The sequence below is a fragment of the Halorubrum rubrum genome, assembly GCF_024494685.1.
In the GTDB taxonomy this organism is placed as follows: Archaea; Halobacteriota; Halobacteria; order Halobacteriales; family Haloferacaceae; genus Halorubrum; species Halorubrum rubrum.
The window spans coordinates 90,847-115,854 of record NZ_JANHDM010000004.1 but is presented as its reverse complement, the minus strand read 5'-3'; the positions used below and the strand labels follow the sequence as shown (position 1 = coordinate 115,854).

The 25,008-nt window shown below is 68.6% G+C and carries 26 protein-coding genes; 13 read left to right on the top strand and 13 right to left on the bottom strand.

Annotated elements, in window-relative coordinates:
• Window positions 1–57 precede the first annotated feature (57 nt).
• Together NO889_RS06255 and NO889_RS06250 are read left to right on the top strand one after the other, a co-directional pair.
• Window positions 58–825 carry a VOC family protein gene (locus NO889_RS06255; protein ID WP_256411427.1) on the top strand — a complete coding sequence of 256 codons (768 nt, stop codon included), beginning with the start codon at window positions 58–60 and terminating at the stop codon, window positions 823–825.
• Window positions 826–933: 108 nt separating this feature from the next.
• Entirely contained in the window at window positions 934–1,320 is a 387-nt protein-coding gene (locus NO889_RS06250) for an Ig-like domain-containing protein (protein WP_256411426.1), read from the top strand.
• A gap of 182 nt (window positions 1,321–1,502) precedes the next feature.
• Here the strand turns inward: NO889_RS06250 and NO889_RS06245 are convergent, their stop codons facing one another.
• From NO889_RS06245 to NO889_RS06215, 7 genes are all read right to left on the bottom strand, one after another.
• Window positions 1,503–1,943 carry a Zn-ribbon domain-containing OB-fold protein gene (locus tag NO889_RS06245; RefSeq protein WP_256411425.1) on the bottom strand — a complete coding sequence of 147 codons (441 nt, stop codon included), beginning with the start codon at window positions 1,941–1,943 and terminating at the stop codon, window positions 1,503–1,505.
• Window positions 1,940–3,106 carry a thiolase domain-containing protein gene (locus tag NO889_RS06240; protein WP_256411424.1) on the bottom strand — a complete coding sequence of 389 codons (1,167 nt, stop codon included), beginning with the start codon at window positions 3,104–3,106 and terminating at the stop codon, window positions 1,940–1,942. Before NO889_RS06240 ends, NO889_RS06245 begins: the two co-directional genes overlap by 4 nt.
• Before the next feature lie 74 nt (window positions 3,107–3,180).
• Entirely contained in the window at window positions 3,181–3,936 is a 756-nt protein-coding gene (locus tag NO889_RS06235; protein WP_256411423.1) for a proteasome assembly chaperone family protein, read from the bottom strand.
• Window positions 3,937–4,012: 76 nt separating this feature from the next.
• Complete coding sequence (locus NO889_RS06230; protein ID WP_256411422.1) at window positions 4,013–4,195, bottom strand: RNA-protein complex protein Nop10; 183 nt, start codon at window positions 4,193–4,195, stop codon at window positions 4,013–4,015.
• 38 nt (window positions 4,196–4,233) lie between these two features.
• A complete protein-coding gene (locus NO889_RS06225; protein WP_256411421.1) occupies window positions 4,234–5,034 on the bottom strand; it encodes a translation initiation factor IF-2 subunit alpha in 801 nt (266 codons plus the stop codon).
• A 17-nt stretch (window positions 5,035–5,051) separates the two neighbouring features.
• The gene (locus NO889_RS06220) at window positions 5,052–5,225 is read right to left on the bottom strand and encodes a 30S ribosomal protein S27e (protein WP_256411420.1); all 174 of its coding nucleotides are present in this window, start codon (window positions 5,223–5,225) and stop codon (window positions 5,052–5,054) included.
• Between the two features lie 2 nt (window positions 5,226–5,227).
• On the bottom strand, window positions 5,228–5,509 hold the full coding sequence (locus tag NO889_RS06215; RefSeq protein WP_066414660.1) for a 50S ribosomal protein L44e: 282 nt from the start codon (window positions 5,507–5,509) through the stop codon (window positions 5,228–5,230).
• A 57-nt stretch (window positions 5,510–5,566) separates the two neighbouring features.
• Here NO889_RS06215 and NO889_RS06210 point away from each other — a divergent pair, with 57 nt between their 5' ends.
• Window positions 5,567–5,722: a hypothetical protein gene (locus NO889_RS06210; RefSeq protein ID WP_256411419.1), complete on the top strand. Its 156-nt coding sequence runs from the start codon at window positions 5,567–5,569 to the stop codon at window positions 5,720–5,722.
• On the opposite strand, the gene NO889_RS06205 is transcribed toward NO889_RS06210, so the two are convergent.
• Window positions 5,710–6,801 (bottom strand): M42 family metallopeptidase, encoded by a 1,092-nt coding sequence (locus tag NO889_RS06205; RefSeq protein ID WP_256411418.1) that lies wholly within the window; start codon window positions 6,799–6,801, stop codon window positions 5,710–5,712. The genes NO889_RS06210 and NO889_RS06205 overlap by 13 nt on opposite strands.
• Before the next feature lie 129 nt (window positions 6,802–6,930).
• Here NO889_RS06205 and NO889_RS06200 point away from each other — a divergent pair, with 129 nt between their 5' ends.
• A complete protein-coding gene (locus NO889_RS06200; protein ID WP_256411417.1) occupies window positions 6,931–7,188 on the top strand; it encodes an MTH865 family protein in 258 nt (85 codons plus the stop codon).
• Between the two features lie 92 nt (window positions 7,189–7,280).
• Here NO889_RS06200 and NO889_RS06195 read toward each other — a convergent pair whose 3' ends face one another.
• Complete coding sequence (locus NO889_RS06195) at window positions 7,281–8,492, bottom strand: PQQ-binding-like beta-propeller repeat protein (RefSeq protein ID WP_256411416.1); 1,212 nt, start codon at window positions 8,490–8,492, stop codon at window positions 7,281–7,283.
• 240 nt (window positions 8,493–8,732) lie between these two features.
• On the opposite strand from NO889_RS06195, the gene NO889_RS06190 reads away from it, so the two are divergent.
• Together NO889_RS06190 and NO889_RS06185 are read left to right on the top strand one after the other, a co-directional pair.
• Complete coding sequence (locus NO889_RS06190) at window positions 8,733–9,452, top strand: J domain-containing protein (RefSeq protein ID WP_256411415.1); 720 nt, start codon at window positions 8,733–8,735, stop codon at window positions 9,450–9,452.
• Between the two features lie 89 nt (window positions 9,453–9,541).
• Window positions 9,542–9,736: a hypothetical protein gene (locus tag NO889_RS06185; RefSeq protein ID WP_256411414.1), complete on the top strand. Its 195-nt coding sequence runs from the start codon at window positions 9,542–9,544 to the stop codon at window positions 9,734–9,736.
• 37 nt (window positions 9,737–9,773) lie between these two features.
• Here NO889_RS06185 and NO889_RS06180 read toward each other — a convergent pair whose 3' ends face one another.
• Window positions 9,774–10,589 (bottom strand): metal-sulfur cluster assembly factor, encoded by an 816-nt coding sequence (locus NO889_RS06180; protein WP_256411413.1) that lies wholly within the window; start codon window positions 10,587–10,589, stop codon window positions 9,774–9,776.
• A complete protein-coding gene (locus tag NO889_RS06175) occupies window positions 10,589–11,650 on the bottom strand; it encodes an amidohydrolase family protein (protein ID WP_256411412.1) in 1,062 nt (353 codons plus the stop codon). Before NO889_RS06175 ends, NO889_RS06180 begins: the two co-directional genes overlap by 1 nt.
• A gap of 154 nt (window positions 11,651–11,804) precedes the next feature.
• Between NO889_RS06175 and NO889_RS06170 the strand changes: the two genes are divergently transcribed.
• The 6 genes from NO889_RS06170 (at window position 11,805) to NO889_RS06145 (ending at window position 18,362) form a co-directional block, all read left to right on the top strand.
• Entirely contained in the window at window positions 11,805–12,845 is a 1,041-nt protein-coding gene (locus NO889_RS06170) for an NAD(P)-dependent alcohol dehydrogenase (RefSeq protein WP_256411411.1), read from the top strand.
• Between the two features lie 64 nt (window positions 12,846–12,909).
• Window positions 12,910–13,392: a hypothetical protein gene (locus NO889_RS06165; RefSeq protein ID WP_256411410.1), complete on the top strand. Its 483-nt coding sequence runs from the start codon at window positions 12,910–12,912 to the stop codon at window positions 13,390–13,392.
• 22 nt (window positions 13,393–13,414) lie between these two features.
• Complete coding sequence (locus NO889_RS06160) at window positions 13,415–14,599, top strand: thiamine pyrophosphate-dependent dehydrogenase E1 component subunit alpha (RefSeq protein WP_256411409.1); 1,185 nt, start codon at window positions 13,415–13,417, stop codon at window positions 14,597–14,599.
• A gap of 205 nt (window positions 14,600–14,804) precedes the next feature.
• On the top strand, window positions 14,805–16,856 hold the full coding sequence (locus NO889_RS06155) for an ATP-binding protein (protein WP_256411408.1): 2,052 nt from the start codon (window positions 14,805–14,807) through the stop codon (window positions 16,854–16,856).
• Window positions 16,857–16,992: 136 nt separating this feature from the next.
• Complete coding sequence (locus tag NO889_RS06150) at window positions 16,993–17,772, top strand: ribonuclease H-like domain-containing protein (protein WP_256411407.1); 780 nt, start codon at window positions 16,993–16,995, stop codon at window positions 17,770–17,772.
• A gap of 98 nt (window positions 17,773–17,870) precedes the next feature.
• Complete coding sequence (locus NO889_RS06145; RefSeq protein WP_256411406.1) at window positions 17,871–18,362, top strand: universal stress protein; 492 nt, start codon at window positions 17,871–17,873, stop codon at window positions 18,360–18,362.
• 65 nt (window positions 18,363–18,427) lie between these two features.
• On the opposite strand, the gene NO889_RS06140 is transcribed toward NO889_RS06145, so the two are convergent.
• Window positions 18,428–19,630 (bottom strand): polymer-forming cytoskeletal protein, encoded by a 1,203-nt coding sequence (locus NO889_RS06140; protein ID WP_256411405.1) that lies wholly within the window; start codon window positions 19,628–19,630, stop codon window positions 18,428–18,430.
• A gap of 159 nt (window positions 19,631–19,789) precedes the next feature.
• Here NO889_RS06140 and NO889_RS06135 point away from each other — a divergent pair, with 159 nt between their 5' ends.
• A complete protein-coding gene (locus tag NO889_RS06135; protein ID WP_256411404.1) occupies window positions 19,790–19,966 on the top strand; it encodes a DUF5786 family protein in 177 nt (58 codons plus the stop codon).
• 190 nt (window positions 19,967–20,156) lie between these two features.
• On the opposite strand, the gene gltB is transcribed toward NO889_RS06135, so the two are convergent.
• Window positions 20,157–24,797 (bottom strand): glutamate synthase large subunit, encoded by a 4,641-nt coding sequence (gene gltB, locus NO889_RS06130; protein WP_256411403.1) that lies wholly within the window; start codon window positions 24,795–24,797, stop codon window positions 20,157–20,159.
• Window positions 24,798–25,008 lie beyond the last annotated feature (211 nt).

Sequence of the window (25,008 nt, the reverse complement as noted above, 5' to 3'; positions counted from 1 at the left end):
CGATCCGCGGTGGAACGCTTCAGTACGTTTTTGCGTCGAGCGGCCGAACGGACGAACATGGAGTCCACGTTCGACCACGTGATGATCCGCGTCGAGGATCTAGAGGAGAGCCTCGACTGGTATCAGACCCACCTGAACTACGAGGAGAAGGGTCGCTGGGAGGCCGACACGTTCACGAACGTGTTCCTCGGCCCCGAGGACGTCCACGACGCGGGTGCGCTGCTCGAGTTGACCTACAACCACGACGGCCGCTCCTACGAGATGGGCGACGCGTGGGGCCACATCGCGGTGCGCGTGCCCGAGGACGCGCTTCAGGAGTCGTACGACCAGTTGATGGAGGAGGGCGTCGAGGACTACCGCGACCCCGAGTCCTGCGGGAACCGCTACGCGTTCGTGAAGGACCCCGACGGCCACGAGGTCGAGATCGTCAAACGCGACTACGGCGCGAAGTGGAGCCTCGATCACACGATGATCCGCGTCGAGGACGCCGACGAGGCGCTCGGCTACTGGACGCGCAAGTTCGAGTTCGGCGAGGCCCGCGACCGCTGGGAGGCCGACACGTTCGCGAACTACTTCGTCGCGCCCGAGGACGCCCCGAGGGAGGCGATGAAGCTCGAACTCACCTACAACTACGACGGCCGCTCCTACGAGATGGGCGACGCGTGGGGCCACCTCGCGCTCCAGGTCGACGACCTCGACGACGCCTGGGAGGAGTTGATGCTCCGTGAGGCCGCCGACTACCGCGACCCCGAGTCGTGTGACGACCGCTACGCGTTTACCAAGGACCAGGACGGCCACGAGGTCGAACTGGTCACCGAGGACTGACCGACCGGCTCGGTCGACGCTCACGTTCGCCGGCGGGGCGCGTTCGTGCTCGGTCGGATCGGTCGGCGTAGAGAAAGCACTTATCGGTCGCGTCGAACCGTGGAGGCGATGCCCCGCTCTAGACGGTCGACCCTCCGGAGCAGCGTAACAGCAACGGCGACGGGACTGGTTGGCTGTCTCGGATTCGGTGGGACGAACGAGACGGTCGCCGTTCACGTCGACAATGAGAGCAGTACCGCTCACGAGGTAACGGCCTCGGTGACGTTCGAGGGCGACTCGCTCTTCGAACGGACCGTCGCGCTCGACGCCGGCGAGTCCGAGAGCGGATCGTTCGAGAACCCGGAAACCGTCGGCTCGGCACGCGTCGAAGCCACGTTGGAGGACGGTTCGCCGACGACCGATCCCGTCCGAGTCGGACCCGGAACGGGGATCCGATCGATCACTATTCGGATACCCGAACGTGAGGTAGTCGAGATCCGGGCGGGACGAACGTAGCCGAACGAGCGAAGCGAGCCTCGATGAAACCCGGTCTCGGGGCACCGCCCCCTCGAATCGCAGAGACGTCGTCGATCGGATCGCGACACGTCGGCGCGCCGGATGACGGAACCGATCGTCGGTGAGCGAACCGATCCGGCCCCGTTACGGGTCGACGGATCGATCCACGGCGTCCGCCCTCATCAGGTCTCCATCGGCCGGAAGACGACGATCCGCCCGCCGTCGGTCTCGCGCTCCCCGACGCCGGCCTCGACCGCGGAGCCGACCTCGATGGCGTCGCCGTCGACATCGACGCCGCCGTCGCCGTCGACCTCCCGAACGACTCCGGTCAGCCGGACCGGTCCGAACTGCGCGACGGCGGTGACGTACGGCGCGTCGTCCGAGAAGCGCGGCGAGGGGACGTGGACGACGGTGTACGTCTCGACGGTCCCCTCCGCCGGGAGCGGCTCCTCCGAGAGGTCGGAGGCACCGCACTCCGGGCACACGCGCCGCGGCGGCAGCGACCCGTGACCCTCCGGACAGACGAGCGCGTACCCCTCCTCCGCCGCGAGCGCGTCGAGCCACTCGTCGTAGCCGGCGTTCGCGGCCGGCGCGCTCCCGCCAGACTCGGCCTCGTCCGTCATTCCGCCACCTCCAGCACGTGGACGACCGCGCTCGCGACCGTCCCGCCCGCGTTGTGGGCGACGGCCACCTCGGCGTCGGGCACGTGCTCGCTGTTCGGATGGTCTCCCCTGAGCAGCCGCGTCAGCTCCGCGATCTGCGAACCGCCGGTCGCGCCGACCGGGTGCCCCTTCGCTTTGAGTCCCCCCGAGAGGTTCACCGGGAGGTCGCCGTCGGCGGTCGTGTAGCCGTCGCGGGCGGCGGCGATCCCCTCGCCCGGCTCCGCGAACCCGAGCGCCTCGATCGCGAGCACCTCGGCGATCGTGAAACAGTCGTGGACCTCCGCGAGGTCGACGTCGGCCGGCCCGATACCGGCCGCGTCGTAGGCGGCGGTCGCGGCGTCGACCGCCGCGGGCGTCGCGGCGAGGTCCGCCCGGTCGGCGAGCGCCATCCGATCGGTCCCCTGCCCCGTGCCGGTCACGGCGACGGACGCGTCCAGATCGTTCTCGGCGGCGTACTCCGCGGAGACGAGCACGAGCGCGCTCGCGCCGTCGGTGATCGGGCAGGCGTCGAAGAGGTGGAGCGGCTCCGCGACCGGCGGGGAGTCGAGCGCCTCCTCGACCGACACCTCGCTGCGGAACTGGGCGTACTCGTTCGGGAGGGCGTTCTCGTGGTTCTTCGCGGCGACGTGTGCGAGGTCCTCCCGACTCCCGCCGTGCGCCTCGAAGTAGGCGCGGGCCATCAGCGCGTACGCGCCGGGGAACGTGACCCCCGCGCGCACCTCGAAGAGGTCGTCGGCGGCGATCGCGAGCCCCTCCGTGGCCCCCCCGGTGTCGAGGTTCGTCATCCGCTCCATCCCGCCGGCGAGGACGACGTCCGCGTCGCCCGCCGCCACCGTCCGGACCGCCTCGCGAACCGCGACCCCCGCCGACGCGCACGCCGACTCGTAGCGGGTGGCCGGACAGCGGACGCCCGCCGCCTCCGCCATCAGCGGGGCCTGGTGGCCCTGGTGCTCCGCGAGCGCCCCCATGAAGTTGCCGTAGTTCAGCTCCTCGGCGTCGTCCCGGTCGACGCCGGCGTCGGCGAACGCGCGGTCGGCCGCCTCCGCGAACAGGTCCCTGCCGGTCCGCTCGGGGTGGCTCCCGAACCGCGTGAGTCCGACGCCGGCGACGCGTACCTCGGTCATACACGATCGATGGCCGGGGACCGCGTTTAGCTCTGCCGGAAGCGGGAACCGCGGGGACGAAGAAACTGGCTACGCTATCCGATGTACCGCAGGTCGTCGTCGGGGACCGCCGGCCCGTCCTGCATCTCGCGGATCTTGCCGACGACCTCCTCCATCTCCTCGGCGCGGTCCTCGAGGGAGTCGTAGCCGAGTTCGAACCCGAGCAGCGTCTCGAGGACCTCGAGCACTGCCCGCGCGCTCTTCGGGTCGACGAGGTAGCCGCTCGTCTCGCCCATCAGGCAGGCCGCCTCGAACCCGCGTCGGCCGCCGAGCCCGAGTACGAGCCCCGAGACGCCGACGATCCCGCCCGCCGGCTCGTCCGGCCGGAACTCGACGCCCGCCTCGCGGAGGTCGTCCGCGAGCGCCGCCTCGGAGACAGCGCCGAGCACGGTGTACTCCTCGACGAGCTCGCCCGTGGGCACGCCGCCGAGCGCGAACGCGCGCTCCGCGCCGAACGACTCGGCGACGTCGAGGAACGTCGAGGTGAGTCGGTAGTGGCCCGCGTTCGACCCCGCCTGGTGGTCTCCCGTCAACACGAGGAGGTCGGAGCCGTCGGTTTCGACGGCGTGGAACTCCGCACAGGTGAGCTCCGCGACCCCGTCCTCGCCGTCGACGCTCACCTGCGGCGGGAACTCCGTGGCGTACACCCGCCGGACCAGTTCGCCGTCGAACTCCTCGAGGAGGTGTTCGGCCGCGAGCTTCCCCACGTGGCCGACGCCCGGCAGGCCCTCGATCAGCACCGGGTCGTCGAGCTCCCGCGTCGCCACCTCGTCGATCTCGATGTCGTCCATACGGTGTCCGTGCGGGCGGCGGTCACAAGAGGATGGCTATTCGGGGATCACGGTCGGGGCGCGTCCCCGGTCGCCGTCACTCGGGACGGTCGGGGCGCGCCCGACGACGGTACTCGCCGTACCGGTCGGTCGGGTCGAAGGGAGCCGGCGCGCCGTTCTCGGTCGGCGCGCCACAGAGCGGACAGCGGTCGCCGAGGGTGTACACCGGCCGGTCGTGGGTCGCTTCCCAGTCGGAACAGCGTCGGATGTCGGAGTGCACGGGTGAGAGAGGTGACGGAGGTGAGACGGCGACGCGGGTTACTCGTCGTCCTCGCGCCGCTCGCGGTGGAAGGATCCGACGCCGCCGGCGGACTCGATCGCCTCGCGGGCGCGCTCCGCGGCGGCCTCGAGTTCGTCCTCGGCCGTCTTGTAGTCGGGCGCGCGAACCTTGATCCGGTACTCCGGCGAGCCGACGTAGCCGACGTCAAGCTCGACGCCGTCGGGGATCTCGCCGTTCCCCTCGGCGGCCGCCAGGGCGCTCTTGACGTCGTCGACGCCGTCGGCGGCGGTCGACTCGAGGTCGACGTAGCCCGTGACGTCGACGTACGGGACCGAGACGTTGTCTCGGGCCGCGTCGACGATCGCCGCCGCCGCGTCGTCGTCGAGGTCCACGTCCTCGAGCGCCTCGAGCCCGCGGATGGCGGACGCCTCGAAGGCGTCGTACAGCGAGTCGTACTCGCGGAGGAGCGCGTTGGCGACCGCGGTGTAGCGGTCGTCGTCCACGTCCTCGCCGAGCGCGATCAGCATCCAGTTGTCGGCCTTGCGCTCGTTCTTCCAGTCCTGTATCGTCTCCTTGCGCTGGTGTTCGTTGACGTCCTTGATCGACAGGTCGATCTGGTTCGAGGACCGGTCGACCTCCAGCACCTTCGCGACGACCGTCTGTCCCTCGCGGACGTGGTCGCGGACGTTCTTGATCCAGCCGGAGGCCACTTCGCTGATGTGACACAGGCCGCGTTTGTCCTCGTACTGGTCTAGATCGACGAAGACGCCGAAGTCGGCGATCTCGTCGATCTCGCCGACGACGAGCTCACCGGGTTCGGGCCAGCCGCTGTACTTCATGATGGGAGGCGAGGCGGTTACCGCGCCTCAACGGTTTCCACGACGTCGCCGGCCAGCTCGGCCTCCCCGCCGGTCGGGGTCGCGAGCGTGGTGCCGCAGACGGCACACGAGACGACCGAGGACGCCTTGCCGAAGACGACTTGTTCGTTCTCACAGTCCGCACAGCGCACGCGGTAGAAGCTTCCCGCCATGCTCACTCCTGGAACGTGAGTCGGCCCGCGCGCCATCCCTCGCGCATGTGGGCCTTCCCGCAGTCGCTGCAGCGGTACTTCAGGTGCGTCTTCTTGGTGGGCTTGTCCCCACCGGGCACCTTCGAGTACCCGCCGGCGTTGCCGATCGTCGCGAGCGCGCGGCGTCGCTGTCGCGCGTCGCGTTTCATGCCGGTCGCACGGCCCGATCGGACCTTCTCGACCTCGTGCTCCTGGTGGGAGTCACAGTGAGGGCAGTACGTATTGAAGCGGCGTGGCATTTCCATGGATATCTACCTTGGGAGGCGGTTCGACGCCGACGCTTAAAACGGGTTTGGTCTGGCGTGGACGCCGGGCGGCGCGAGGGCCGCGTCGCCGCGACGCTCCACCACGTCACCGCCGCGACGCTCCACCACGTCACCGCCGCGACGCTCCACCACGTCACCGCCGCGACGCTCCGCCACGTCACCGCCGCGACGCTCCGACCTCACAGCGTGTAGTCGTGCTCGCCGGTCTCCGACTCCAGGAAGGCCGTCAACAGATCGATCGTCGCGCCGACGTCCCGCACGTTCGCGGTCTCCGTCACGGTGTGGAGGTACCGCGTGGGGATCGAGATCGCGCCGACCGGCTTCGCGCCGCCCGGCGTCTGGAACCCCGCCGTGTCGGTGCCGCCCGCCGGCAACACCTCGTGTTGGTGGTCGATGCCGTTCGACTCCGCGATCTCGGTCAGCCGCCGGTGGACCTTCGGGCTCGTGATCACGGAGGAGTCCTTGAGCTTGATCGCCGCGCCCTCGCCGAGGCTCGTCACCGCGTCGGCCGCCTCGCCGATCTGCGGGACATCGTTCGCGACGGTGACGTCGAGCGCGATCGCCAGGTCCGGATCGATATCGACGCCGAGCGCGTGCGCGCCGCGGAGGCCGACCTCCTCTTGCACCGTCGCGGCGAAGTGGATCGTGACCTCCGGCTCCTCGATCCGGCGCGCCGCCTCGAGGGTCGCGAACAGACAGACGCGGTCGTCGAGCGCCTTCCCGGTCACGCAGTCGCCCATCCGCGTCGTCGTCTGGTCGAGCGTGACGAGATCGCCGACGCTCACCGCCTCGGCGACCGCGTCGGCGTCGCGGCCGAGGTCGATGAAGACGTCCGACACCTCCTCGTCCGCCTCCGTCTGCTCGTCGGTGAGGGTGTGCGGCGGCACGGAGCCGATGACGCCCGTGAGGTCCTCCTCGCCGTGGACGGTCACGCGCTGGGCCCGGAGCACCCGCGGATCGAACCCGCCGAGCGCGTCCACCCGGACGAACCCCTCGTCGTCGACGTGCCGGACCATGAACCCGATCTCGTCCATGTGAGCCGCCACCGCGACCGAGTAGTCCGGGTCCGCGTCGCCCTCGATCGTCCCGACGACGTTCCCCATCGCGTCCGTGCGGACGCGGTCGACCGAGTCGGCGAGCTCGCGGCGAACGATCTCGCGGACGCGGTCCTCGTAGCCGGGAACCCCTCGGGCCTCGGTCAGTTCGTACAGCAGGTCGGAATCGAGCGGGTCGTCACCGTCGAACGGGTCGTCGTCGGACGCGGCGGACATACTCGGGACGAGCGTCGCCACGGTCAAAGTACCGTAGGTTCCGGCGACCGTCCTTCCGGTGTCGGAAACGGTGAACCGATTTCCCGTGGTTCCACAACGCTTTTGCGGGCCCTCCGGAGAGGTGGGAGCATGACGGACGTCAAAGCGGAACTCCGCGAACAGTTCATGGACGCGTTCGGCGGCGCGGACTTCCCCGTCCAAAACCAGATGGATCTCGTCCCGGCGCTGCCGAACGGGCCGGCGACGAAGTTCGAGGCGGGCGACGTGAGCTTCACCGCGATGGAGCTGGCCGCCAAGCTCGGCAGCGCCCAGGACTTCCCGTACGACACCCCCGAGGAGCTCGTCGACGACATCCTCGATGCGCTCGAGTCGAAGGAGCTGATCTGAGGCGGTCGAGGTCGAGTCGGAATCCCCGCTTCCACCGCGTGTACTTTCGCGGCCCCGGCGTAATGAGAGGCAATGGAACCGGATTCCGGCAGTCACTCCTCTCGAATCTCGTATCCCGTCCGTTTGGCATCGGTAAGCAACACGTCGTCTATGACCCCGAACGCGACTTCCTCGTCGTCGAACCTATCCTTGTACAATAGATCGCCGGTATCGGCAGCAAAAGCGATCACTTCTCCCCGATCACTGCCTGCCCATACTCGATCCCCATCGGGTATCGGGGCGGTTGCTACTGACCCGTCAATAGGGGACTCCCAGTGGCGCTCTCCCGTCGAACGATCGTACGCTCGAACGAATCCTGCGGGATCACCGACGTAGAACCGTGTATCTCCGATGGATGGACCGAGCGGTTCGGTCATCGATTCCGTTTGCCACAACGTTTCGTAGTCGTTCGCGTCCACCGCGGTGACCGTTTCGTTGACCCGCTCGTATGCGTACAGCGTCTCGTCGGCGTACGTTACGCCGCTAAATCCGAGCGTCAGTTCGATCGTCCCCTCTTCGGTACCGGTTTCGGCGTCGTACACGATGATCTCGTCCGTCGTTCCCACGAACGCTCGACCGTCGTAGCCTTCCAAACCGACGACGAATCGGGTTCCGAGTTCGTCGTCCCACAGTTCATCACCCGTCTCGGCATCCAGTGCCCGGACCACTGAGTCCTGCTCGTTATCCGTTCCACCGCTTTGGCCCCCGTAAACCACACAGTCGTCGATCCGTGTGTAGTGGTCGATCAGGTCTCTCGTGCCGTTCGTTGCCGTTTCGTCGGTCCACTGTACGTCGCCGGAGTTAGGATCGAACGCGTACAGTCGAGCGTTGTCCGCATCACCCGCCTGACCGCTTGTACCGGCATAGATCGCCTCCTCGTAGACGGTTCCGGTCGGGTCGAGTTGGATGCCGTATGCGTCCGAGAGGTCGTCCGTGTTCCACGATACGGTACCGTCGGGATCGAGACGGACCAACGTATCGAGTCTGAACCGACCGACGAACGTCGAATCGGCGGCGAAAACGTCGCGAAAACGGAGGTCGAGATCCCAAGCCGGTGTTAGATCGAGCGACGTGATCTCGTCGGATTCGTCGCTCGACGGTTCGGAACCTTCGACCGAGTCGTCGTCAGCCGACTCGCTACCGTTGCCAGCAGCCTCGTTTTCGGACTCCTCGGGCTCATCGGTGGGTTCCGATCCGTCATCCGCGGCAGTCTCTCCGACTCGAAGGCACCCTGAAACTACGCCAGCGCCACATACAGCGATCAAACGTCGCCGTCGCATAACGTTCGATCATACGACAAGTTATTATTTAACAATATCCTCTACAGAGGAGCTGATCTCCGAAACGAATATGAAAAGCATCGACGAATCGAGAGCGTACGACCCGGTGGTTGAGACGGTTCCACCGGTAAAGTCCCATCTGAAATATAATACATTCATGTTTTCTCGTAGCGTCTCCGTTCCCGCCGGCGAGAGGTTGATAGGCACGCGGCCGTTAACTCGGCCGTGACCGTGGCCGCTACCGGCGTCGTCCCGCAGTGGGTGCTCTGGGGGGTCGCCCTCGGCGTCGCCGCGAGCGTCGTCGTCGCGATCGTCTTCTACCTCGGGCACCGGCTGTTCCCGGAGGAGGCGTCGTCCGTCGAGGGGACGCCGAGCGGCGACGCGCGCCGTCGTGGGGAGATACGCGCGTACCTGGCGGCGATCGGCGAGCGCTTCCTCGAGGACCACGCCGTCGGCGGGGTGGTCGTCCCCTTCTACCTCCCGGCGCGGGGGGTCGCCGTGACCTTCGACGCGCACGACTACTTCCGGCTCGAGGGGGAGAACGTCCACGCCGTGTTGTGCGAACACGAGATGCCCGGCCGCGGGCTGGGCCGGCGGCTGCCGTTCGACGTGACCGAACCCGACTGGGGCTCCGATCCCGATCGGTCCCGCCGAAACGACCGCGTCGCGGACGCGTACGCGGAGCTCGGGCTCCCGACCGACGCCGACGCGGACGCGGTGAAACGCGCCTACCGCGAGCGCGTCAAGGAGACGCACCCGGACCGCGGCGGCGACGAGGAGGCGTTCCGTCGGGTCCAGGAGGCGTACGCGACCGCCAGCGACCACGCGGACGGACGCGGGAGCCGATCCCGCTCGCCGCGGGGGTCGACCCCGGCGGGCCGGGCGGGTCGGGCGAAGCGGGCGGACCGAGCGGAGCGACACGGACGGACGAACCCCCGGAACTGACCGGGGCGATCTCGACGGACGCGACCCTCTCTCGGGTGGGGCGCTCGTCGTGAACGTTTTGGTCGTGCGCACCGAGTCGAACGGTATCGATGAACACGGAGAACGCCTGTCTCGGCTGTGGCGAGCCGTTCGACTGGGGGGAAGACGAGTGTCCCGAGTGCGGCTGGAGTCGCGAGGCGTGGGCCGCCCGCGGACGACATGGCCTACAGACGGAGGGACACGGCGAGCCGGAGCGGGACGGCGGCTCCGGCGGCGGGATGGGCGGTCTCGGGCCGATCCGTTGAAGTCTCGGGCCGATCCGTTGACCGGGGTGTGGGAGCCCTAGGCGGTCGGATCCCCAGACTCTCCCGGTCCGTTCGGCCCGTGGCGGGCGCGGTGGAGCGCGTCACACACCGCGCCCTGGCCGCCCATGTTGACGTCGGCGAGCCGCGATCGCTTCTGGACGAGAGCGAGCTGGTCGGCCGGGATCGGCTCGCCCTCGGGGGTGAGAAACAGCGTGTCGTCGTCGGTCGTCACGTGTCCGCTGGCTTCCGCGCGTCCGAGGTAGTCCGCGACGGGCTCGCGATCGACGACGACCGAGAGCCCGTCGAGCGCGACGTGGGCGTCGTCGCCGTCGAGACTCACGTCGCCGCGGTCGAGGTCGACGATCTGGACGGGATCGACCCCGGCCGCCAGGAGGGCCTCTATCGCCTCGCGCTGTCGGGAGACGCGGGCCTTGTCGGCGATCGTCGCTCTGACCTCCGCGACGCCGCCGTCGGCGTCGGGGAACGTCTCGCCGAAGGTGTCCCCGGCGTTCACGCCGGTCGTGATCTCCTCGGCGTGCATGTGGTCGTGGAGCTCCACCCGCGCCTCGCGGACCCACTCGAGGTCCTCGACCTCGTCGCGCGCGTCGACCGCCATCATCCACGCGAAGGCGGGCGAACACCAGGCGGTCGGGAGCGTGAACGTCACGCGGACGCGATCGTCGTCGATCTCGATCGTGCCGACGTAGTCGAGTTCGACGATCGAGCGGGCCAGCTCCGGGTCCTCGACGCGGTCGAGCCGCGCCGTGACGGCGGCCTCGTCGCGATCGTCCGCGGTGTCGGGGACCGCGTCCCTCGCGCCGGTCCCGCCGGCGTCCGTGCGGCTCCCCGACATCAGTCCGCCGCGGCCCCCGCGTCGCCGCCGTAGTGGTCGACAAGATCGAACCGCTCGGTCACCGCGTCGTCGCGGAACTGCCGCTTCTTCTCCTCGATGTCGATGTCGTACAGCCGGGCGGCGTTCTCGCCCATCACCTTCCGCATCGTGTCGACGTCGAGTTCGACCCCGTACTCGTCGCGCTGTTCGTCGGTGAGCTCGGCGTTCATCACCTGGTCGACGAGCCAGTCGGGGTTCCACAGCGCGTAGTCGGAGCCGAACAGGACCCGATCCTCGCCGAGCCAGTAGAGCAGCTCGCCCATGATCTCGCCGAACTTCCGCGGGCGGTTCGTGGTCATCGCCGAGGCGACCGCGAGCCCGCCGTAGACGTTCGGCTCCTGGGCGGCGATCCAACAGAAGTCGTCGAGTCGCGGCAGTCCGACGTGGTTGACGATGAAGTTGAGCTCCGGGAACGAGGAAGCCGCGTCGTCGACGTCCTTCACGTCGAAGGCGTCGCGGTTGAGCGGCCGGATCGTCGGGCCCTTGTGCGCGTTGATGTTCTCGATCCCGAGGTCGGAACACTTCTCTAAGAACTCGAAGGCGTCGTCGCTATCGAGCCGCCACCCCTTCGACTCCCCGCGCCACGCGGCGGTGTACAGCTTCACGCCCGGAACGTCGTACTCCTCTTTGAGGTGTTCGAGGTACCGGAGCCCCTCCTCGCCGTCGCGCGGGTCGAAGCTCCCGTTGAGCACGAACCGCTCGGGATACTCCTCGGCCAACTCGGCGTTCTGTTCGGTCGTGTTGAACCCCTCGTCGTAGAACTCCGTGAGGTACGTGGGCTGGAAAACCGCCATGTCGACCGCCGCGTTCCCGAAGAGGTCCGTCGCCATCCGGTCCGCGCCGTAGTGGCGGTACTCGTCCATGTCCCACTGCTTCTCCTCGGGGGTGAACCCGGTGTGGTAGTCGTAGAAACACTGGATGAACTGCTCGCCGCCCTCGTGGGTGATGTTCTCCCGACGGGCGTCCCACAGGTGGACGTGGCCGTCGATGACGAAGATCTCCTCGCCGTCCATTTCGTACATACGGGTTCGACTGAGATGTGTGTACACATAACGATAAGGATCGTTCAGGATAGTTACAGATGGTCGACGGGCGCCGACGCGAAGCGGCTCGTCCGCTCGAGCCGGCATTCATAACGAACGTTTATGTGAAAGGCCGTGGGAGCATGGATCACACATGGAAGCAGCCAGACTCCACGCGTACACGGACGACATGAGCGAGGGGCTCACCATCGACGAGGTCGACCGCCCCGCGGCGACGGGCCCGGACGACGTGATCGTCGAGGTCGAGGGAGCGGGGTGGTGTCAGACCGACAACCACATCATCGAGGGGATGTGGGCGGAGTACGTCCCGCAGGACCTCCCGATGACGCTCGGCCACGAGAACGCCGGGACGGTCGTCGAGACGGGCGAGGACGTCGAACTCGTCTCCGAGGGCGATCCGGTCATCTGTCACCCGGTCCAGACCTGCGGCACGTGTCGTCCCTGTCGGCTCGGCGAGACGATGTACTGCGAGAACAGCGCGTTCAACGGGCTGACCACCGACGGCGGCTTCGCCGAGTACCTCCACACGAGCGAACGCTCGGTGATCCCGCTTCCGGGTGGCGTCGAGCCGATCGACATCGCCCCCCACGCCGACGCGGGGATCACGGCGTACCACGCCGCCAAGAAGGCGGTCGCCGACCTCAATCCCGGCGACCACGCGGTCGTCATCGGCGTGGGCGGTCTCGGCCACATCGGGCTCCAGTGTCTCGACGCGATGAGCGCGGCCCGGATCACTGCGGTCGACCTGAAGGAGTCGGCGCTCGACTTGGCGGACCGCTACGGCGCCGACCACCTGATCGACCCGACCGAGGACGACGTGCCGGCGGAGATCGAAGCGATCACGGACGGCACCGGCGCGGCGCAGGTGCTCGACTTCGTCGGCGAGGACGTGACGACGGCGTACGCGCCCGACATCACCGCCGCCGGCGGCGATCACCACATCATTGGCTACGGCGGGCACGTCCACGAGCCGGCGCAGGCCCTGGTGAACGGCGAGTTCTCCTTCGTCGGGAACATCGTCGGGCGCTACGCCGAGCTCCAGGAGCTCGTCGCGCTCGTCGAACAGGGCGACGTCGACCTCCACACCAGCCGATACGACCTCGGCGAGGTCAACACGGTCGCCGAGAAGCTCGAGCACGGCGAGATCGACGGCCGCGCCGTCATCACGCCCTGAGGAAGGCTCAAGCCGGCGTTTCACTCTCGGAAAGAGATATCCGACGCCTCCGTAACGTTCGCCTATGGACGCCGATCTCTCGCCCGGATCCGGACTCTCCTCCTCACGACGGTGGTCGATCCTCGCGGGCGTCTACGCGTTCGGCTGTGCCACGCTGACGGCGACCCTCCTCTCGAACGTGCTCGGCGTCTTCGCCGAGGTGATCGGCCTCCCGGCGGCGCTCTCGATGCCCCTCCTCGCGAGCCCGGCGCTCGTCGCCGGCGCGGCGATCTGGTGGGCGATCGTCGAGCGTCGGGGCGCGTACACCTACCTCGCGGGAGCCGCGTTCGGGCTGCTCACCGCGCTCGCGACCGGGGCGGCGTGGACCGTCCGGTTCGTGTCGATCTGGAGCGTCGAGATGCTCGCGGCCGGTCCCGTGCCGCTGCTCGTCGGGGTCGTGCTCGGGGCGACGGCGCTCGCGGGGACCCTCGTCGGGGTCCCGTTCGCCTACGTTCGTCGGCGGGGCGCGAGCCGGTCGAACTCCCCCACGACCGCTAACTCCTTGTGAGTCCGGGACACACCCAACGCGTATGGACGAAGACGGTGTCGACGCACCCGACGACGCGGTCGCCGGCGACGGCAGCGATCCCCTCGCCGACGAGGACGTCTACCGCGTGCTCGGACCGGACGGACGCCCCCTCCCGGACGCGGCCGTTCCGGACCTGTCGGACGCGAGGTTCCGCGCGATCTACCGCGACATGGTCACCACCCGGCGGTTCGACGAGCGCGCGGTCAGCCTCCAGCGGCAGGGCCGAATGGGGACGTACGCGCCGTGTGCCGGCCAGGAGGGGTCGGCGGTCGGATCGACGCACGCGCTCGAAGCGCGCGACCTGATCAGCTACCAGTACCGCGAGCACGGCGCGGTCGTCGTCCGCGACCTGCTCGCCGAGTACCTCCCGTACTGGATGGGCCACGAGGCCGGGACGGCGGCGATCGCCGAGGGCAACGTCTTCCCGCTCAACATCGGGATCGCGGCGCACCTCCCGCACGCGGTGGGGGCGTCGTGGGCGTTCGACCTCCGCGACGAGGACCGCGTGGTGGCGTGTCACTTCGGCGACGGCGCGACGAGCGAGGGCGACTTCCACGAGGCGTTGAACTTCGCCGGGGTGTTCGACACGCCGACCCTGTTCTGTTGTCACAACAACGGCTGGGCGATCTCCGTGCCGCGCGAGCGCCAGACCGCGAGTTCGACGCTCGCCGCGAAGGCGACCGCCTACGGCTTCGAGGGCGTCCGCGTCGACGGGATGGACCCGCTCGCGAGCTACGCCGTCACGCGGGAGGCGGCCGAGCGCGCCCGCGGCGGCGGAGCCGGGTGGGGCGCGGATGGGGAGGAAGGCTCCGACGCCCCGGCCCGACCGATCCTGATCGAGTTCGTCGAGTACCGCTACGGCGCGCACACCACCGCCGACGATCCCACCGCCTACCGCGACGACGACGCGGTCGATCCCTGGCGGGCGATCGACCCGATCGACCGCATGGAGACGTTCCTCCGGGAGACGGGCCGGATCGACGACGAGGGCGTCGCGGCGGCCCGCGACCGCGCCGACGACCTCGTCGCCGACGCGATCGACGCGGCCGAGGCGGTCGAGCCCGACCCGGCCGCGATGTTCGAGCACGCCTACGCCGACCTCCCGCTCGAACTCCGCCGGCAGCGCGACGAGCTGCTCGCGGCCGTCGAGGAACACGGCGAGGGGGCGTTCGACGCGGGCGAGTGAACGTTGGATCCGTCGATCCCTCTACGAGACGGGAAGTGAACCGGCCGGCGGAACTCGATCGCGCAGTCGGCAGTCGAGATCTGAGATGTGACACATCGCGTCAAGTCCACTCACCGGTCGACCGTCCGCGAGACGCTCTCGGAGGACGTATTCGTGTTCCACAAGCCAACGTTTATTATTATCTGAAGAGATTACGTTATGACTAGTGTTGCACGATCTGGGTATCGTCGGGCAGATATACGTCGGCGTCTTCGCGCTCAGCGGTCTCGTCTGTGTCGCCGCCATCGGTCGGGCACGGAAGTTTCAGGATCCCGACGTCCGCCGCGGGTTGGTGGGGTTGCTCGCCACTGCCGGCGGATGGGCGCTCCTCAGGGCCGCCGGGTTCCTGCTCCCCGACCCGTTCCGTGTGCCGGCGTACATCGTCGGACTCGCCATCGGGTTCGCCACCGTCTGGGCGTGGCTCTACTTCTGTTCCGCCTACTCCGGACGGACGTACCACCGCAACACGTCGTTGCGACGGGTGAGTGCGGCCGTCTTCCTCGTCGTCGTTTCAATCAAAGTCACGAACCCCGTCCACGGGGCGTACTTCACGGCGAGGCATGTGTCGACGCCGTTCGCACACCTCGCGGTGGAACACAACGTGCTCCACTGGACCGCGACCGGCCTGTCGTACGTGTTGTCGGCGGTGGGGCTGTTCATGGTCTTCCAACTCTTTTTCGAATCGGAGTACGACACCCGCCCCCTCAGCGCGCTGTCGGTCCTGATCGGGCTCCCGGTCGCGTTCGACATCACCGCCCAGTTCACGCCGTTGCTCATCAACATCATCTACGCCCCCATCGGGGTGGCAGTGTTCGCAGTCGGCGTGCTGTTCGTCTTCGAACGCCGCTTCCTCGCGGTACAGCAGGCGTCGCTCGGTGACGACCTCTCCATCTATCTCGACGAACGGGGGCGTATTCGTGACTACTCCCCGACCGCCAGGGAGGTGCTCCCGGAACTCGACGAGTCGACGGGCGACCGCCTCGCCGAGGCCGTTCCGTCGGTCGTCGAGGCCCTCGAGAGCGACGACCAGATACTCGAACGCGAACGGTCCGGCGAACGACGGTACTATTTCGTCTCGACGAGCACCACCACGCTCGGTGACACCGGTGCCCAGATCGTACTGCTATCGGACGTGACCCGGACGGAGCGCCAGCGCCGCCAACTCGCCGAACGCGAGGCCGAGATCAACGAGCAGAACGAACTCTATCGGGGCGTCATCGACGTCAGTTTCGGCTTCGTCTTCCGGATCGACGAAGGGGGCCGGTTCACCTTCGCCTCGCCGTCCGTGGAGGAGTTCCTCGGCTACTCGCCGGCGGAACTCGAAGGGCAACCGGTTTCGGTCACCCTCCCGAACGAGGCGACGGTCGAGCGAGCGTGGAACGAGATCGAGCCGATATTCGACGGCGAACGAAACATGGTGCGGGACTTTCCGCTGGAGACGAAAGCCGGGACGACCGTGTTCACGGACGTGCGTGGCGTTCCCATATATAACGGAAACGTTCCCGACGACGAGCGAACCACGGAAGACATCGTGGGCATCCAGTTGATGGTGCGTGACGCGACGAACCGTCGGGAGCGTGAGGGTCTCATCAGCGTCATCAACCGCGTTCTGCGTCACAACATGCGGAACAAGATGGGCGTCATCATCGGTTACGCGGAGATGCTCGAGAGCCGGCTCGGCGGCGAGGACGCGGAGAAGGCGACACGTATCAGGGACACGGCCGACCAGTTGCTCGATCTGACCGAGTCGGCCCGGCGTCTCGAGGAGTACCGGGAGCTGTCACCCGAGCTCGAACCGGTCGACATCGTCCCGATGCTCGAGGACACCGTTTCGGAACTACGGATACAGTATCCCGAGGCGTCGGTGACCATCGACGCTCCCGACACCGCCGTAGTGAACGCGCACGACCGTCTCAAAACGGCACTGTGGGAGGTCGTGGAAAACGCCGCGAAACACGGCGGTGACCCGCCCGTCGTCGAGATCGACGTGACGGTCACCGAGACGGGAGCGACGATCGCCGTCAGGGACGACGGGCCGGGGCTCCCCGAAATGGAACGGGACGTTCTACGGTCGAACGTGGAGACGCCGCTGGTTCACGGCGAGGGCCTCGGTCTGTGGCTGGTCCACTGGATCGTCACCAGCCTCGACGGTGAACTCGAAACGACGGCGGGGGACGAGGGAACGACGGTCGCGATCCGCCTCCCGAACGCGTCGTGAGACGCGACCCGCCGACCGTTGCGGACGAGCGTGGCCGAGTACACCGAAGCGCTGCGGTTGGAAAGCCGTCGACGGCCGCGGCCCCCCGGCGGAGCCTCCCGCGGGGTTTTTGCCCGCCCGTCTCCCGGTAGCGGACATGCGCATCGAGAACAGCTTCATTCCGGTCGAAGGGGTCGGCGAGACGACGGAACGCCGGCTCTGGGAGCGAGGCGTCCGGACCTGGGACGAGTTCGACCCCGCCGTCGACGTCGCCGGCGTCGGCTCCACCACGGCCGACCGGATCGAGTCGTTCATCGCGGAGGCCCGCGCCCGCCTCGACGACGGCGACGCCGCCTACTTCGACCGGCGGTTCCCGAGCGGCGAGCGCTGGCGGCTCTACGAGGACTTCCGGGAGGAGACCTGCTTCTTCGACATCGAGACCACCGGCCTCGACGAGCACCGCGACCGGGTCACGACCGTCAGCTTCCACCAGGACGGGGAGACGACGACCCTGGTGGCGGGCCGGGACCTCACCGCCGACCGGCTCCGCGAGCGGTTCCGGGAGGCCGACCTGCTGGCGACGTTCAACGGGGCGCGCTTCGACGTGCCGTTCCTCGAGACCGCCTTCGGGATCGACGTCGACACCCCTCACCTCGATCTCATGTACCCGGCGAAGCGGATCGGTCTCTCCGGCGGACTGAAGCCCATCGAGAAGCAGATCGGCATCGAGCGCGACCGTCCGGACCTGTCGGGACGGGACGCGGTTCGGCTCTGGCGCGAGTACGAGCGCGGCGACGACGACGCCCTCGAGACGCTCGTCTCGTACAACCGCGAGGACACGGAGAACCTGCGGACGCTCGCGGACGCGGTCTGTGAGTCGCTCCATCGCGACGTGTTCGCGCCGGCGGTCGGAGAGCACACGGCCGGAGAGCGGTAGCGACCAGCCGGGCAGCGAGCGGTCGAGAACCGGCGGCGGAACGTCCCGTCGTCGCCGACGTGTTTTTGCTTTGTCATTGAGAAGGGGTGAACGAGACCATGTACCAGGACATCCTGTACCCGACGGACGGAAGCACCGGGTCGGAAGCGGCGGCGGAGCACGTTCGGAACCTGGCGTCGTCGTTCGACGCGACCGTCCACGTGTTACACGTGGTCGACATGCGTCACGCCGGGCTCGGAGCGAGCGGGGGATTCCACTCCGACGAGCCGTCGGCGATGAGCGGACGGAGCGCCGAGACCGGCTACGAGGGCATGGAGAAGCCCGACGTGGACGACGAGATCGCGGAGCAGGCGAAGGCGATCGTCGAGGAGGCGGCCGCGGCGCTCGGCGACGTCGAGACGGTACCGGCCGTCGAGACGGGGACCCCGCATTCGGCGATCCTGCGCTACGCCGACGACCGCGACGTCGACCTCATCGTGATGGGGACCCACGGCCGTACGGGCGTCGAACGGTACCTGCTGGGTAGCGTCGCGGAGAAGGTCGTGCGGATGGCGGATCGGCCGGTGTTGACGATCCGCGGCGACGAGTGACTCCCCCGAACGTCCCGCCGTTCCGCGCTCGGTCCGTCGCGCCGAGGCCGGCGGTTCCGGAGCCGTTACTCACGGTCCGCCCTCCCGTCGTCTTCCGCGGCTGAGACACCCGGCTCGGGAGGACCGTCCGTCTCGACCGACTCCGCCCCCTCAAGCGTCGTATGTAACGACCCTGAGGTCGCGATCGAGGCGTCGTCGGGGTCGTCAGCCGTGCCCTCGCGATCCCCGTCGGCCCCGGATCCGTCGGCCGTCGCGACGGTCGGCTCCGCGTCCGTCGGTTCCTCCGGTTTTCCCGTCTCTCCTCGGTCGACACCGTTCTCGGCCGTCTCCGGGTCCGCGTCCTCGCCCGGCCCGGCGTCGGGTTCCGGCTCGGCATCCGGTTCCGGCTCGTCGTCGTCACCGTCGTCCTCGTCGATATCGCCCTCCTCTTCGATCGACTGGACCAGCTTCATCTCGCCGCGGGCTCGCAGCGATCCGTCGATCTCCGCGCCGTCGTGGATCACGAGGTCGCCGGCGGAGACGTCGCCGCGGACGTGGGCGTCCGCCTCGATCGTGACCGTCCCGCCGCGGGTGGTCACGTCGCCGTGGATGACGGTGTCGGCACCGACCGTGACGTCGCCGCGGGCGCGCAGCGAGCCGAACACCTCGTTGTCCTCGCCGACGGCGACCGACTCGGCCCGGAGGTTGCCGTGGAGCCGGCAGTCGTCGCCGACCGTCGCGGGCGTCGACACGCGCCAGGCGTCGTCGGAGACCTCGGCCCCGCGGGGCACGAGGAGCGGATCGCGCACGTCCTCGCCGTCGGCGAGCGCCTCGGCCAGCTCGTCTGCCGCGTCCGTCTCGCCGACGCGCAACAGCTGGGAGAGCACGATGAAGTAGAAGACGAGCGTTGGGACGGGGTTCCGGATGACGATCCAGCCGTTGGCCTCGAACCCCTCCTCGATCTCGACGTCGTCGCCGATGTCGAGGTCGCCGGAGACCATGAGCCGGCCGGTGACCGTCACCCGCTCGCCGAGGTAGGCGTCTTCTCCAACGAGGACGTTACCGTCGACGGAACACCAGGTGTCGAGCCGACAGTCGCCGTCCGCCTCGATGTCGTCGCCGACGTCGACGCGCTCGCCGATAGCGACGTTTCGGCCGCGGATCCCGAACTCGACGGTCGACTGTCCGCCCACGAGCACGTCGCCGTCGACGACGACGTCGTGCTCCTCGACGGTGGTCCCCGACGGAACCGAGAGCTCGTCTATCGGACCGCTCCCCCTCAGTGACACACCCGTGGGAACTCCCTCGGGAGACATAAACGATAGGGGGGCGTCCGACGGGCGTCCGACGCCCATCGCGCTCCCCGGCAGACTCTCTCACTCGTGGGGACCGTTCCCGATGCGCCCCGCGGTCACCGCCCTTTTCACCCCGCTCCCCGACTCGGTCGTATGGGATTCGGATCGTACGACGAGAGCGAACAGGGGGGACAGGAGGTCGACGCCGACGAGGACGGGGCCGTGAACGTCCACGAGCACGACCACGACGGCGACGTCTCCGTCGAGGGCGACGCCGATACCGACGAACTCGTCGAGCGACTCGGCGCGATGAAAGACGACGAGGAGTAACGGCCCGAGTCCGGAGACACCGTCCGGATCTCGGAGTGTCATTCGTTCGAACTGGAACGGATGACGCAGCCGTCCGATACGCTCGCGGAGTCGTATAGTAGAGGACGTCGACGGCACCACCTACTTTGATCTCCAGTTACGTCAGCATCGCGAGTCCAGCCAAAACCACGAGAGAGGGGCGTTCGCCGACTCAGTCGCCGCTCGAGACCTGCCCGGTCGTGTCGGCGGCGGCAGCGGGCGCGGCGTCGGCCGGCGCGGGCGGCTCCTCGCGCACGTCGGTGCCCGTGCCCTCGGCGATCACGTCGGCGTACGCGTCGGGGAAGACCCGCACGAAGTCCGAGAGCGTGGCCTCCCAGTCGTCGAGCAGCTCGGCGGCGCGATCGCTGTCGGTGTACGCCCGGTGGTTCTCGACGAGCCGGCGGAGCATCGCCTCGTCGCTGGCGTCGAGGTCGCGCGAGAGCGACACCATCCCGCGGTTGATCCGGTCGTCGAGCCGGTCGTCGGGGTCGTACACGTACGCGACGCCGCCGGACATCCCGGCCGCGAAGTTGCGGCCGGTGTCGCCGAGCACGGCGACGACGCCGCCGGTCATGTACTCACAGCCGTGGTCTCCGAGCCCCTCGACGACGGCTTTCACGCCCGAGTTGCGGACGCCGAAGCGCTCGCCGGCGACGCCGTTGACGTACGTCTCGCCCGCGGTCGCGCCGTAGAGACAGACGTTGCCGGCGACGACGTTCTCGGCCGGGTCGTAGCCCGCGTCCTCGGGGGTCGAGATCACGATCCGCCCGCCGGAGAGCCCCTTGCCGACGTAGTCGTTCGCCGCGCCGGCGAGCTCCATCGTGATCCCGCGCGCGAGGAACGCGCCGAAACTCTGTCCCGCGTGCCCGTCGAACCGACAGGTGACGGTGTCGTCCGCGAGCCCCTCGCCGCCGTGTTCGGAGACGACGCGGTTCGAGAGCGTCGCGCCGACCGCGCGGTCGACGTTGTCGATGTCGCGGGTGAGCGCGACGGGCGTCCCGTCCTCGATGGCGGGCGACGCCTCCTCGATCAGGTCCCAGTCGAGCAGCGACTCGATGCCGGCGTGCGTCTGTGCGCGCGTCTTGGTGCGGGAGTCGCCGGCAGGGTCGGCGATCACCGCCGAGAGGTCGAGGTGGCTCGCCTTCTCGTGGTCGGTCTCGCGCTGGGCCAACAGGTCGGGCCGGCCGACGAACTCCTCGAGCTCCGTGAACCCGAGCTCGGCCATGAGCTCGCGCAGCTCCTGAGCGATGAACGTCATGTAGTTGATCACGTGGTCGGGCTGGCCGGGGAACCGCTGTCTGAGGTCCTCGCGCTGGGTGGCGACGCCGACGGGGCAGGTGTTCTCGTGACACTGCCGGGCCATCACGCAGCCGGAGGTGACGAGCGAGGCCGTACCGAAGACGTACTCCTCCGCGCCGAGCGCGGCGGCGACGGCCACGTCGCGGCCGGTCTTGAGCCCGCCGTCGGCCGCCACCCGGATCCGGTCGCGCAGCCCGGTCGCGCGAAGCATCTGATTCGCCTCCGCGAGCCCCAGCTCCCACGGGAGCCCCGCGTTCTTGATCGACGTCTTCGGCGACGCTCCGGTCCCGCCGGAGTGGCCGGAGACGTGGACCACGTCGGCGTTCGCCTTCGCGACGCCCGCCGCGATGGTGCCGATCCCCGCCTCCGAGACGAGCTTCACGTTGACGTCGGCGGCGGGGTTCGCCGCCTTCAGATCGAAGATGAGCTGTTTCAGGTCCTCGATCGAGTAGATGTCGTGTTGCGGTGGCGGGGAGATGAGCCCGACGCCGGGCGTGGAACACCGGACGTGGGCGATCATCTCGTTGACCTTCTCGCCGGGGAGGTGGCCGCCCTCGCCCGGCTTCGACCCCTGTGCCATCTTGATCTGGAGCTCGTCCGCGCTCGCGAGGTACTCCGCGGTGACGCCGAAGCGCCCGGAGGCGACCTGTTTCACGGTACACTCCTTCTCGGTGTCGAACCGCTCGGGCGGCTCGCCGCCCTCGCCGGTGTTGGACTTCGCGCCCAGCCGGTTCATCGCGATCGCGTTGTTCTCGTGGGCCTCCGGCGAGAGGCTCCCGAGGCTCATCGCGGCCGTCGAGAAGCGCTCGACGATCGACTCGACGGGCTCCACCTCCTCGACCGGGACCGGGTCGCGGTCGGAGTCGAACTCTAAGAGTCCGCGCAGCGTCTGGAGCGTCTCGGACTGGTCGTTGACCAGGTCGGCGAACTCGCCGTACTGCTCGTAGTCGCCGCTCCGGACCGCCTGCTGGAGCGTTCCGACCGTCTGCGGGTTCCAGCCGTGATGGACGCCCGACGAACGGTTCTCGTACTCGCCGACCGTCTCGAGTTCGGGGTCGACGCCGAAGGCCATCGCGTGGCGGGTCCGGAGGTCGTCCTCGATCTCCTCGAGCCCGATCCCCTCGGTGCGGATCTCGGTGCCCTCGAAGAACTCGCCGACGAGCCCGGAGTCGAGCCCGACCGCCTCGAAGATCTGTGCGCCCTGGTAGGACTCGACCGTCGAGATCCCCATCTTCGCCATCGTCTTCAGGAGGCCGTCCTCCAGCGCGCCGCGGTAGGCGGCGAGCGCGTCAGCCTCGTCCGCGCCGTCCGGGCCGGCAACCACGTCGGCGATGGAGGCGTACGCGAGGTACGGGTCGACCGCGTCCGCCCCGTAGCCGACGAGCGTGGCGAGGTGGTGGACCTCGTGCGGCTCGCCGGACTCGACGACGAGTCCCGCGCGGTTCCGGAGCCCGTTGCGCACGAGGTGGTGGTGAACCGCGCCGGTGACGAGCAGGCTCGGCACCGCGAGCCGGTCCGGACCGATCGCCCGGTCCGAGAGCACGACCACGTCCGCGCCCGCCTCGATCGCGGCGGACGCCTCCCGGCGGATCCGGGTGACGGCGTCGGTGAGCGACGTGCCGCGGTCGTAGGTGATGTCGACGGTCTCGGCGGAGAAGCCCGTATCGCCGTCGAGGTCCTTCAGCGCAGCCGTCTCGACGTTCGACAGGACGGGAGAGTCGGCGACGATCTGGCGGGCGTGCTCGGGCGTCTCCGCGAGCAGGTTGCGCTGGTTGCCGATCCGGGACTCGAGCGAGGTGACGAGCTCCTCGCGGATGTAGTCGATCGGCGGGTTCGACACCTGCGCGAACAGCTGTTTGAAGTAGGTGAAGAGCGGCCGGTCGACGTCGGCGAGTACCGACAGCGGCGTGTCGTCGCCCATCGACCCGACGGGGTCCTTCCCCGCCTCGGCCATCGGCTCCACGAGGTGGTTCAGCGAGTCCGTGGTGTAGCCGAAGGCGGCCTGGTACGCGCGGACGGTGCGGTCCTCGTCCGCCGGGCCCTCGTCCGTCGCCGAGTCGGCGTCCGTCGTCGCCTCCGCGTCCTCGCCGACGAGGTCGTCGAGCGCCGTCTGTCCGTCGTCGACCCACTCGCCGTACCTCTCGTCGGTGAGCTCGTCGAACACTTCGTCGTCGGGAACGATCCGGCCCTCCTCGGGGTCGGCGACGAAGATCTCGCCGGGCTGGAGGCGGCCGCGGCGCGTCACGTCCGCGGCGTCGGTCGGGAGCGCGCCGACCTCGCTGCCGACGACGAGCCGGTTCTCGGTCGTGACCTCGTAGCGGCAGGGCCGGAGCCCGTTGCGGTCGAGCACGCCCGCGACGCGGTCGCCGTCGAAGCCGATGACGAGCGCGGGACCGTCCCACGGCTCGACGAGCGAGGCGTGGTAGTCGTAGAAGTCCGCGCGCTCCGCGGCCATGAGGTCGTCGTCGCGGAACGCCTCGGGAACGAGCATCCGCAGGACGTGCGGGAGGTCGCGGCCGGTCTGTAAGAGGAGCTCGACCGCGTTGTCGAGGCTGGCGGTGTCGGACTGGTTCGGGTCGTCGATCACCGGGCGGATCGTCTCGAGCTCCGCGCCGAACGCCGGGTGGTCCAGGTCGTTCTCGCGGGCGCGCATCCAGTTCACGTTCCCGCGGATCGTGTTGAACTCGCCGTTGTGGACCACGTTGCGGTACGGATGCGCGAGGTGCCACGCGCCGAGCGTGTTCGTCGAGAAGCGGGCGTGGACCAACGCGACGTAGCTCGCGAACCGCTCGTCTCGAAGATCCGGGTAGTACTCGGCGAGCTGTGAGCCCTTGAGAAGTCCCTTGTACACGACGCGCTGGCGGTCGAACGAGCAGACGTAAAAGCGCCCCGCGCCGTCGACGTCGCCCACGACGTTCTCGATCTCGCGACGGGCGGCGTACAGCGCGCGGTCGAACCCGAGCAGGTCGGGATCGGCGTCGGGGTCGGCGTCCGGATCGGTGAACCGCTCGGCGAGTCCGGCCCCCTCGACCGGCGCGACGAACAGCTGAGCGACGTGGGGCTCCGAGTCGAGCGCGGTCTCGCCGAGGTCGCCGTTGTCGGTCGGGACGTCCCGCCAGGCGAGCACCTCCAAGCCGTACACGGAGAGCACCTCGGCGATGACGTCGTGGATCTCGGCTTGTACGCCCGGCTCCGGCGGCATGAAGACGGAGCCGACGGCGTACTCCTCGGGGAGGTCGGCGTCGACGACCGCCGCGAAGAACTCGTCGGGCCGCGCGACCATGATCCCGGCCCCGTCGCCGGTGTTCTCCTCCGCGCCGGTCGTCCCCCGGTGTTCGAGGTTCTCCAAGAGGCGGACGGCGTCGCGTACGGTGTCGTGAGCGGGCGCGCCGTCGAGGTCGATGACGCCGCCGATACCGCAGTTCGAGCGGTCGTCGGTCGGGGAGGCGAGCCCCGCGTCGCGGTCGTCCCGAGTCGTCCCCGGCTCGGGGATGGTACTACGTGACTTGGTCATACACCTCCTCACGGATCATGGGTTAAAGGAATAACCCTGATATGGGTAGGAACCATCGTACACACATTAGGGAATATAAGGTAATTATCTATAAGGGATTGGTACGGTTTATCACAATCTACGTTCAGTCAAAAACGAGCCCAAAACAGATTCAAAAATAGACGATCAGCTAAGGAAGTGCGATAGAGACACCCCGATCCGCGATATATCC

Excerpts from the sequence above, each read along its gene's own strand:
- NO889_RS06255 (WP_256411427.1), top strand. The coding sequence starts at position 58 with ATGGAGTCCACGTTCGACCACGTGATGATCCGCGTCGAGGATCTAGAG.
- NO889_RS06250 (WP_256411426.1), top strand. The coding sequence starts at position 934 with ATGCCCCGCTCTAGACGGTCGACCCTCCGGAGCAGCGTAACAGCAACG.
- NO889_RS06245 (WP_256411425.1), bottom strand. The coding sequence starts at position 1,943 with ATGACGGACGAGGCCGAGTCTGGCGGGAGCGCGCCGGCCGCGAACGCC.
- NO889_RS06240 (WP_256411424.1), bottom strand. The coding sequence starts at position 3,106 with ATGACCGAGGTACGCGTCGCCGGCGTCGGACTCACGCGGTTCGGGAGC.
- NO889_RS06235 (WP_256411423.1), bottom strand. The coding sequence starts at position 3,936 with ATGGACGACATCGAGATCGACGAGGTGGCGACGCGGGAGCTCGACGAC.
- NO889_RS06225 (WP_256411421.1), bottom strand. The coding sequence starts at position 5,034 with ATGAAGTACAGCGGCTGGCCCGAACCCGGTGAGCTCGTCGTCGGCGAG.
- NO889_RS06220 (WP_256411420.1), bottom strand. The coding sequence starts at position 5,225 with ATGGCGGGAAGCTTCTACCGCGTGCGCTGTGCGGACTGTGAGAACGAA.
- NO889_RS06215 (WP_066414660.1), bottom strand. The coding sequence starts at position 5,509 with ATGGAAATGCCACGCCGCTTCAATACGTACTGCCCTCACTGTGACTCC.
- NO889_RS06205 (WP_256411418.1), bottom strand. The coding sequence starts at position 6,801 with ATGTCCGCCGCGTCCGACGACGACCCGTTCGACGGTGACGACCCGCTC.
- NO889_RS06200 (WP_256411417.1), top strand. The coding sequence starts at position 6,931 with ATGACGGACGTCAAAGCGGAACTCCGCGAACAGTTCATGGACGCGTTC.
- NO889_RS06185 (WP_256411414.1), top strand. The coding sequence starts at position 9,542 with ATGAACACGGAGAACGCCTGTCTCGGCTGTGGCGAGCCGTTCGACTGG.
- NO889_RS06180 (WP_256411413.1), bottom strand. The coding sequence starts at position 10,589 with ATGTCGGGGAGCCGCACGGACGCCGGCGGGACCGGCGCGAGGGACGCG.
- NO889_RS06175 (WP_256411412.1), bottom strand. The coding sequence starts at position 11,650 with ATGTACGAAATGGACGGCGAGGAGATCTTCGTCATCGACGGCCACGTC.
- NO889_RS06170 (WP_256411411.1), top strand. The coding sequence starts at position 11,805 with ATGGAAGCAGCCAGACTCCACGCGTACACGGACGACATGAGCGAGGGG.
- NO889_RS06165 (WP_256411410.1), top strand. The coding sequence starts at position 12,910 with ATGGACGCCGATCTCTCGCCCGGATCCGGACTCTCCTCCTCACGACGG.
- NO889_RS06160 (WP_256411409.1), top strand. The coding sequence starts at position 13,415 with ATGGACGAAGACGGTGTCGACGCACCCGACGACGCGGTCGCCGGCGAC.
- NO889_RS06150 (WP_256411407.1), top strand. The coding sequence starts at position 16,993 with ATGCGCATCGAGAACAGCTTCATTCCGGTCGAAGGGGTCGGCGAGACG.
- NO889_RS06145 (WP_256411406.1), top strand. The coding sequence starts at position 17,871 with ATGTACCAGGACATCCTGTACCCGACGGACGGAAGCACCGGGTCGGAA.
- NO889_RS06135 (WP_256411404.1), top strand. The coding sequence starts at position 19,790 with ATGGGATTCGGATCGTACGACGAGAGCGAACAGGGGGGACAGGAGGTC.
- gltB (WP_256411403.1), bottom strand. The coding sequence starts at position 24,797 with ATGACCAAGTCACGTAGTACCATCCCCGAGCCGGGGACGACTCGGGAC.